Genomic DNA, 8,130 nt, shown 5'->3' with positions numbered 1-8,130 from the left:
CCACTATTTTCCCAGTTCAGAGCACCCTTTCCCTGATTAAACACGCCTACCCACCGGCCCGCCATGAAAACCCCGGGTTAGAAGGCCGAGCACGCAAGCGTGTTGGACGCCGGTTACCAGCAGCACCGCGCCCAAAACGGGAGGGTAGGGAGTCCCCAGTACGGTGGCAGTGCCAACGGCAAACAAATAGGGAACTGTCGTGGCTAGCCATTTATGAGCATTCGATGCTGCTGGGCGACCGTGGTGCTGGGCCTTCAGGGAACATAGGGCAAATCCAGTGCCAACGACCAGCCCAACGAACCCTAGAACGGAGAGGTAGAGGCCCAATACAATTGCGAAGCCGATGTATTTGGAATCGGCCCAGAACTCATAACCTGGATTCACTATCAGCGTCAGCAAAATAGCAAAGAGTGCGGCGAGTGTGATGACTGAGAACCAATTCGCTGCGACGCGCAATGGGAGTAAGCGGCTGGTGGCCGGCGACCGGAGCGCGTAACCCCACCGTTGCCCCCAGGTCTGTTCAAGACGCCCCGCTCGATGGATGACCTCGTTGAGGTGCAACTGCCTTTGAATGCTTTGAAGTCCATAAACCGTCCCCATGGGTCCGGCAAGGAGCAGGAGGAGCCACAGGATGACGCAGGCTCCCGCGCTCGCGGCTGCCTGCTGGCTCCATCCAGGAGCGCCTACATGGAGAAACGTCCAAGTGATGGCACGATAAGGCGCTGTTGCCGCGAACAGCGTCAGGACAAACTGGATCAAACTCAAGAAATCCAAGCGCGTCGAGAGCTTGGCGGCGGCTTCCATTCCCAGTTCGTCTGGCGAGTGCCTGTCAAAGCGACCTATTGCAAGAATGACACCGGCGACAGCCAGAAAATGCGCCATGCCGGAAGGGTCGACGGCGAGGAATGACAAAGCATCAAGGAATATTGGCGCGAGGGCGGGGAACCCTGGCGCGGTAATCATCCACCTAGGGCCGACAAGCAACAAGACGAGCATCGCGTACAGGGTCAGGCCGCCGACGAATACTATCCCCACTTCGAATGCAATGCTCTTGCGCTCGCGTCGTCCCGAGTCGTGCAGGTCATTTATTGAAGTCAATGTTTCGGATGTGTTCATAACTCGAGCGTAGAAAGTACCTCGGACATATCAGTCTGGGCGCGGGCCGTTCTGGGTGACAATTGACGGCTGCCACGTGGCTTGGACTTGAGGCGTCACGCAGGGCAGGTTTCTGGCCGGCTTCCTCCTTGGAAGCCCGGAAATCCGCAGATCGCTCTGCCCGGTCAGCCCAAAAGCCTGTTGCATGTGACGCCAAGCCGCTGAGGAAAGTGAGAGAGGGTTGCAGCATTTGTTGCATTAAGTGAGAGAGCGTTGCCTAGCCGTGCAGTTTCCGGTAAGCGGCGGCGGCTGCCGGGTGCAAGGGCAGTCCGGCGGTGTTGATCAGCGATTCGGGGCTCAGGAACTGGACTCCCAGGCTGGAGCGAGGGATCAGTTCCTCGGCATGGCCCACCAGCAGTTCGACCGTCCTCTTCACGGTGCGCTCATCCAGGTCACTGCGGCACAGGAGAAGGTTGGCCACACCCACCGCCCAGACAGCCGGGATGCCCTCATAGGCGCCTTCCGGGATCAGCACCCTGTCGTAGAACGCGCCGTACTTGGTGCGGAGCTTCGGGAGCAGCGGGGAGAGGTCCAGGAATCCGAGCCCGACCTGGCTGTTGGTGGCGGCAATGGCGGCTGTGGGCACACCGCCGGACCAGAACAACGCATCCACTGACCCGTTCTGCAGGGCCGCAAGCCCCGCGTTGAGTCCGAGGTTCATCACGGTGACCGTTTTTTCGACGCGGGCGGCGGGGGAGGCGCCCACAGCCACAGACGCCAGCCCGGCAGCCTCAATCAGGCGCGGAGTGGTCAGCGATGTCCCGGAACCAGGCTCACCGACAGCCACGGTCCTGCCGGCCAGTTCCGTGAGATCGCGGATGCCGCTGGCCTTCCGCACCACGCAGTGGACGTAGTTTTCGTACACTCGTCCGAGGGCCGTGATGCCAACCTTTGATGAGCTGTTCCTTTTACTGGTTTGAGCCGCGGCATCCGCCAGTGCGACAGCCAGCGTGGCCTGCCCGGTGAGAAGCTGCTCCAGGTTGTCCAGGCTGCCGCCGGTTGTCAGTGCTGTAGCGTGGCCGGCTACGCCATGGCGCTGGAGGGACTCCGCCAGCAGCGTTGCGAATTCAAGATAGAAGCCGCCCGGTTCGCCTCCGGCAACCGTCACGGTGCCGGGCCTGTCCTCAGCGGTGCAGGCGTTGAGGGCCGGGATGAGCAGCCCGGCCAGCCCGGCGGCCAGCCCGGCTTTGAGGGCGGCCCTCCTCGGCGGAAGGGCTGCTGTCAGGTCAGCCATGCCGGTCATGAAAGGGCCTCCGGCCCGTCGTCATGATCCGGCCCGTGGCCATGGAAAGCACGCGGAAACTCGAGGCCCGCCATCAGGCCGTGCGGCGAGGCTTCCGTCAGCAGCAGGCGGCCGCCGTTGGCTCCCGCCAGTTTGTCGACGATGGTCATGCCCAGGCCGTTGCCGCGGATCTCCCGGGCCTGCGGGGAGCGCCAGAACCGGCTGGTGGCAGCAGCCCGTTCCGCAGCGGAAAGCCCGGGGCCGTCGTCGGAGATTTCCACGGTGACCGTGTCCGGACGTTCACGGACTGCCACGGAGATCCGGGCGCGGGGTGCGTATTTGATGGCGTTGTTGATCAGTTCCCCCACCATCTGGGCGAGTTCGGCGGCATTGCAGGCAATGTGCACCGCCGGGTCCGGCGGGTCCGCCAGCAGGATCGTCGAGCCGCTGCGCCTCGCGGCGGGTCCCGCCCGTTCGGTTTCCTCCTGCAGGACCGGGTATGGATCGATGACGGCGGGGCGGCCGCGGGAAGGGGTCCCCAGGGGCCCTCCGGCGGAGTCTTCGAAGGCCCGGTGCTCGGCGGTCGCGAGCCTCAAGACGCCGTCCAGGATTTCTTCCACCCGTTCCAGCTCCGCAAGGACGCCCGCCGCCGCTTTGTGTTCCCGGGCTGTCTGCAATTCGAGCTGCAGCAGGTCGATCCTCAGCCGCAGGGCGCCCACGGGATTCCGCAACTGATGCGACGTGTCGGCAATGAGCTGGCGCTGGGAGTCGATGCTGGCGCTGACTGTCCGGGCCATCCGGGTGAAGGAACGGCCCAGTTCCCTCAGTTCCGGCGGTCCGTCCTCCGGTAGCTGGCCCGTCCGGCCTGTCGCCTCAAGCTCCGTCACGGCGGCATTCAGGCGGTGCACGGGACGCAGCACCCAGCCTGTCACTCGGGCGGCACCGAGGAGGAGCACCGCAGTCAGCACGGCCGCAGCCAGTCCGACGAGGAGCCACCGTTCCCGCAGTTTCTGCCGGGCCGCGTCCAGGTTGACCTCCAGGACCGCTTCGCCAAGGACCTGGCTGGCGCTGCCGAAGGAACGTGAAATCACCTCGGAACCGGTGCCGAATGGCTGGAGCGGGCTGAGGGTGGTGTCATTCAGGTTCAGCTTTGCCCGGGCAACTGCATCGCGGACGTCCGCCCTGTCCTCGCTCAGGCCGCCAGAGCGCAGGGTGCCCTGCTGGAGGCCGATCAGCACCCCCTCACCGTAGAGTTCCGAGTATCTGTCCATCTCCGCCTGCAGCTGCGTGGATTCCCCGTCGGTCGCGGCGTCGAACGCCACCTGCGCCAGCCTGTTGAGGGCGGCCGCCCTGTTGATCTGGAGTTCCTGGGTGAGCTCCCTGCTGGCGGAGGTCAGGATGGCGGTGGAGGCGAAGACGACGATGAGGACGGACAGCACACTCAGGATTCCGAGGACACGCAGCTTCACGCCGGATCCGCCTCGACCCGGTAGCCCACGCCGCGCACGTTGATGATGAAACCGGGAAGTTGGAGCTTGGCCCGGAGGCCGGTCAGATGCACGTCAAGGGACCGCGACGAGGCCACGAAGGCGTCTCCCCAGAGCGCGTCCAGGATCTGTTCCCGGGTGACCACCGACCCCGCGTGCTTGGCCAGAAGGGCGAGGAGGTCGAACTCGGTGGCCGTCAGGGGCAGGACCTTGGGGCCGACGGCGGCCACCCGCCGTTCGAGGTCCACCTCGAGTTCCCCCAGCACTATGCTCTGCTGACGGCTGTCCTTTGCACGGCCCGAACGCCGCGTCACAGCCTCGATGCGGGCCAGCAGCTCAACCAGTTTCACCGGTTTGACGAGGTAGTCATCGGCTCCGGACCGCAGGCCAAGGACCACGCTTCGCTCGTCGTCGCGGGCGGTGAGGATCAGGATCGGGACCGGGGTGACCTGGCGGAGCTTCCGCAGCACGTCGAGGCCGTCCATGTCCGGAAGCCCCAGGTCCAGCAGGATGACCTCGAACCGGCGGTGCTCCAGGAGGGCGTCAGCCCCGCGGGCAACCCGGGACGCCGTGTGTCCGGCGGAAACCACTGCTGCGTCGAGGGCGGACGCCATGGCGTCGTCGTCCTCGACGATGAGCACATCCATTGCCTGGTCCTGTTCGTTGACGGGGCATCTTCGATCTGCCCGCTGTGGAGATTATCCCTTGTCCCGGCGAAACCTAAGGAAGTGTTAGGAATTCCCCTTTCACGTAGGTAGTGGGGTGGATCACCCATAGCGTGGATGGGTCCTCGGCTTTCGGAGGACCGTCAATGTCGAGGAGGAACCATGAGCAATGTTGCCATGGACAGCACAGGAATATGCCCGGAACGGTTCCCGGGAGCACAGTCAAGCGAGGTTCAGCGATGAGCACCCAGCAAGCCGAAATCCAGAGTGAGTCAGCCCAGACCCACCGCGCCGTGAGCAACATCCTCAAAGGCTCTGCCGGCAACCTGGTGGAGTGGTACGACCTCTACGTCTACACAGTTTTTGCCGCCTACTTCCAGTCCCACTTCTTCAACTCCAAGGACGAGCTGCAGGCCGGCCTGGAAGCGATGGCCGTCTTCTCGACGTCGTTCCTGATGCGCCCCATCGGCGCCTGGTTCTTCGGCCGCTACGCGGACCGCAAGGGCCGCAAGGCCGCGCTGACGCTCAGCGTCACTCTGATGTCCGCGGGCTCCTTCGCCATCGCGCTCCTGCCCACAACGCAGCAGGTCGGCGTCTGGGCCCTGGTGCTGCTGATCCTCATCCGCCTGATCCAGGGGTTCTCCGTGGGCGGCGAATACGGCACCAGCGCCACCTACATGTCCGAGGCCGCCACGTCCAAGCGCCGCGGCTTCTTCTCGAGCTTCCAGTACGTCACCCTGATCGGCGGCCAGATGCTGGCCCTTCTGGTCCTGGTCATCCTGCAGAACGTCATGCCCAAGGGCGACCTGACCGAGTGGGGCTGGCGCATTCCGTTCGCGATCGGCGGCGTGGCTGCGCTCGTGGTCCTGTGGCTGCGGCGCTCGATGGAAGAAACCGTATCGGCCGAGCAGGTCCGGGCCGCCAAGGCACCGGTCACGGCCGGCGAAGCACAGCCTGGCACCATGAAGCTGCTGTTCACGCAGTACTGGAAGCCGCTGCTGATCTGCATCGGCGTCACACTCGGCGGCACCGTGGCGTTCTACACGTACACCAACTTCATCCTGAAGTTCATGAACGATACGTCCGGCATCGCCAAGACCGACACCTCGGTGATCAACTTCTGGGCCCTCTTCATCTTCATGCTGCTCCAGCCCGTCTACGGCCTGATCTCGGACAAGGTGGGCCGCAAGCCGCTGCTGCTGTGGTTCGGCATCACCGGCGTCCTCTTCACCTGGCCGCTGCTGTCCACGCTCTCCAACACCAAGGACCCGTTCACGGCGTTCCTGCTCATGATGGGCGGCCTGCTCATCGTTGGCGGCTATACCTCCATCAACGCCCTGGTGAAGGCCGAGCTGTTCCCCGCGTCCATCCGGGCACTCGGCGTCGGGCTGGGCTACGCGATCGCCAACTCGCTCTTCGGCGGCACCGTCCCGCTGATCGGCGCCGCGTTCCAGAAGGCCGAGCGGGTGGACCTGTTCTTCACCTACGTCACGGTGGCCATTGCCATCTCGCTGGTGGTCTACATCTTCGCGCTGAAGAATAAGAAATCCACGCATCTTGATCACGAACAGGGCCACGCCTGGTCGCAGACCCGCAAGGACGACGACAAGGACAAGGACCTCCTGAACGTCTGATCCCGGTTCAGTCCGGTAAGAGTACGACGGCGGCTGGCCGGCCCGGCGGTGACCTTCCGGTCCCCGGGGCGGGGGCCGCCGTCGTCGTTCCCGTCCAAAACCTGGGAACGGCGCCAAGGTGGGCGGACTATATTGGCCCTGTCAGCTCATCGGACCCGATCGCGGGAGTGTGCACTCATGGCCAAGGAACTCGCCACCCAGCTCGTTGAACAACTCCAGGCTGCCGGAGTGCAGCGCATCTACGGGATCGTGGGCGACAGCCTCAACCCGATAGTCGATGCGGTCCGAAAAACCGGCGGCTCACAGCAGGGCGGCATCGACTGGATCCACGTCCGCCACGAAGAGGCAGCTGCTTTCGCCGCCGCCGCCGAAGCCCAGCTGACCGGAAAGCTGGCCGTCTGCGCGGGATCCTGCGGCCCCGGCAACCTGCACCTGATCAACGGCCTGTACGACGCGAACCGCTCAGGGGCACCCGTCCTGGCGATCGCCTCGCACATTCCGAGCAAGCAGATCGGCAGCGGATTCTTCCAGGAAACCCATCCGGACCGGCTCTTCAACGAGTGCTCGGTGTACTCGGAGCTGATCAGCACGGCAGAACAGGCGCCCCGGGTCATGCACAGCGCCATCCAGCACGCCGTCGGGCTCGGGGGAGTCGCCGTCGTTACGCTTCCCGGCGACATCGCCGGACTGGAAGCCACCGGCGAAACGCCGCTGCCCGCAACGTTCCGGCGCGCCACGCTGACTCCGGACGCTGCGAGCGTCCGGGAGCTGGCTGACGCGATCAACGCTGCCAACAAAGTCGCCATTTTCGCCGGTGCGGGAACGCAGGGTGCCCACGACGAGGTGGTGGCGCTCGCCGAAGTGATCGGCGCCCCGATCGGCCACTCGCTGCGGGGCAAGGACTTCATGCAGTACGACAACCCGTACGACATCGGCATGACCGGGCTGCTCGGCTACGGCGCCGCGGCCGAGGGCATCGAGGACGCCGACCTGCTGATCCTGCTCGGCACGGATTTTCCGTACGATCAGTTCCTTCCCGGCACCCGCACGGCCCAGGTGGACCGCGCCGCGCACAAGCTGGGGAGGCGGACCGACGTCGACATCGCCGTCCATGGCGACGTGCTGCCCACGCTCGCCGCGTTGAAGCCGCTGGTCGCAGCGAAGAAGAGCCGCCGGTTCCTTGACCAGATGCTCAAGAAGCATGACCGGCTTATGAACAAGGCAGTGGGCGCCTACACCCGCAAGGTGGAAAAGAAGCAGCCGATCCATCCGGAGTACGCCGCATCGCTGTTGGACCAGGTAGCCGCGGAGGATGCCGTTTTCACCGCGGATACGGGCATGTGCAACGTCTGGACTGCCCGGTACATCAATCCGCTGGGCACGCGCAGGCTGATCGGGTCGTACCTGCACGGCTCCATGGCCAACGCCCTGCCGCACGCGATCGGCGCCCAGCTGGCCTATCCCGGCCGCCAGGTCATTTCGGTGTCCGGAGACGGCGGGCTGTCCATGCTGCTTGGCGAACTGATCACCGTTGCCGCGCACCGGCTCCCCGTGAACGTGGTGGTCTTCAACAACTCAACACTGGGCATGGTCAAACTGGAGATGCTGGTGGACGGGCTGCCTGATTTTGGCGTGGACGTGCCCGACGCCGATTACGCGGCCGTCGCCCGAGCGCTCGGCTTCCACGCGGTCCGGGTCACGGATCCTGCCCGGATCGAGGGCGCTTACCGGGAGGCTTTCGCCCACCCGGGGCCGTCGCTGGTGGAGCTCATCACGGATCCGAAGGCACTGTCGATCCCGCCGAAAATCACGGGTTCGCAGGTCCTCGGCTTCGCGACCGCCATGTCGAAGGTGGTCCTGAACCGGGGCGCCGGCGAGGCCGTGAGCATGGCCAGGAGCAACCTGCGCAACATCCCGCGGCGGTAGTTTTCTGACGACAACGACGACGACGACGACGACGGGCGGCC

Annotated in this window: 6 protein-coding genes; 2 read left to right on the top strand and 4 right to left on the bottom strand. The window is 64.9% G+C overall.

The genetic code is table 11. The annotated features are described in order from the left end of the window. Window positions 1-36: 36 nt before the first annotated feature. From PV761_RS18295 to PV761_RS18280, 4 genes are all read right to left on the bottom strand, one after another. On the bottom strand, window positions 37-1,116 hold the full coding sequence (locus PV761_RS18295) for a hypothetical protein (RefSeq protein WP_347898948.1): 1,080 nt from the start codon (window positions 1,114-1,116) through the stop codon (window positions 37-39). 256 nt (window positions 1,117-1,372) lie between these two features. After that, complete coding sequence (locus tag PV761_RS18290) at window positions 1,373-2,398, bottom strand: TAXI family TRAP transporter solute-binding subunit (protein ID WP_347898946.1); 1,026 nt, start codon at window positions 2,396-2,398, stop codon at window positions 1,373-1,375. Further along, entirely contained in the window at window positions 2,395-3,846 is a 1,452-nt protein-coding gene (locus tag PV761_RS18285; RefSeq protein WP_347898944.1) for a HAMP domain-containing sensor histidine kinase, read from the bottom strand. Before PV761_RS18285 ends, PV761_RS18290 begins: the two co-directional genes overlap by 4 nt. Continuing rightward, window positions 3,843-4,511: a response regulator transcription factor gene (locus PV761_RS18280; RefSeq protein ID WP_028271128.1), complete on the bottom strand. Its 669-nt coding sequence runs from the start codon at window positions 4,509-4,511 to the stop codon at window positions 3,843-3,845. The genes PV761_RS18285 and PV761_RS18280 overlap by 4 nt, the downstream gene beginning before the upstream one ends. 257 nt (window positions 4,512-4,768) lie before the next feature. Between PV761_RS18280 and PV761_RS18275 the strand changes: the two genes are divergently transcribed. Together PV761_RS18275 and PV761_RS18270 are read left to right on the top strand one after the other, a co-directional pair. Beyond that, the gene (locus PV761_RS18275) at window positions 4,769-6,163 is read left to right on the top strand and encodes an MFS transporter (RefSeq protein ID WP_347898943.1); all 1,395 of its coding nucleotides are present in this window, start codon (window positions 4,769-4,771) and stop codon (window positions 6,161-6,163) included. Between the two features lie 177 nt (window positions 6,164-6,340). Beyond that, entirely contained in the window at window positions 6,341-8,089 is a 1,749-nt protein-coding gene (locus PV761_RS18270) for a pyruvate dehydrogenase (protein ID WP_347898941.1), read from the top strand. Window positions 8,090-8,130 lie beyond the last annotated feature (41 nt).

It is taken from the genome of Arthrobacter sp. CC3 (assembly GCF_039907775.1).
GTDB lineage: Bacteria > Actinomycetota > Actinomycetes > Actinomycetales > Micrococcaceae > Arthrobacter.
Note: the sequence above shows the minus strand (reverse complement) of the source record. Positions and strands in the feature narration are given on the sequence as shown.

What these genes read in the sequence shown, in the direction of transcription:
- PV761_RS18280 (WP_028271128.1), bottom strand. Translation starts at nt 4,511, where the DNA reads ATGGATGTGCTCATCGTCGAGGACGACGACGCCATGGCGTCCGCCCTC.
- PV761_RS18290 (WP_347898946.1), bottom strand. Translation starts at nt 2,398, where the DNA reads ATGACCGGCATGGCTGACCTGACAGCAGCCCTTCCGCCGAGGAGGGCC.
- PV761_RS18270 (WP_347898941.1), top strand. Translation starts at nt 6,341, where the DNA reads ATGGCCAAGGAACTCGCCACCCAGCTCGTTGAACAACTCCAGGCTGCC.
- PV761_RS18275 (WP_347898943.1), top strand. Translation starts at nt 4,769, where the DNA reads ATGAGCACCCAGCAAGCCGAAATCCAGAGTGAGTCAGCCCAGACCCAC.
- PV761_RS18295 (WP_347898948.1), bottom strand. Translation starts at nt 1,116, where the DNA reads ATGAACACATCCGAAACATTGACTTCAATAAATGACCTGCACGACTCG.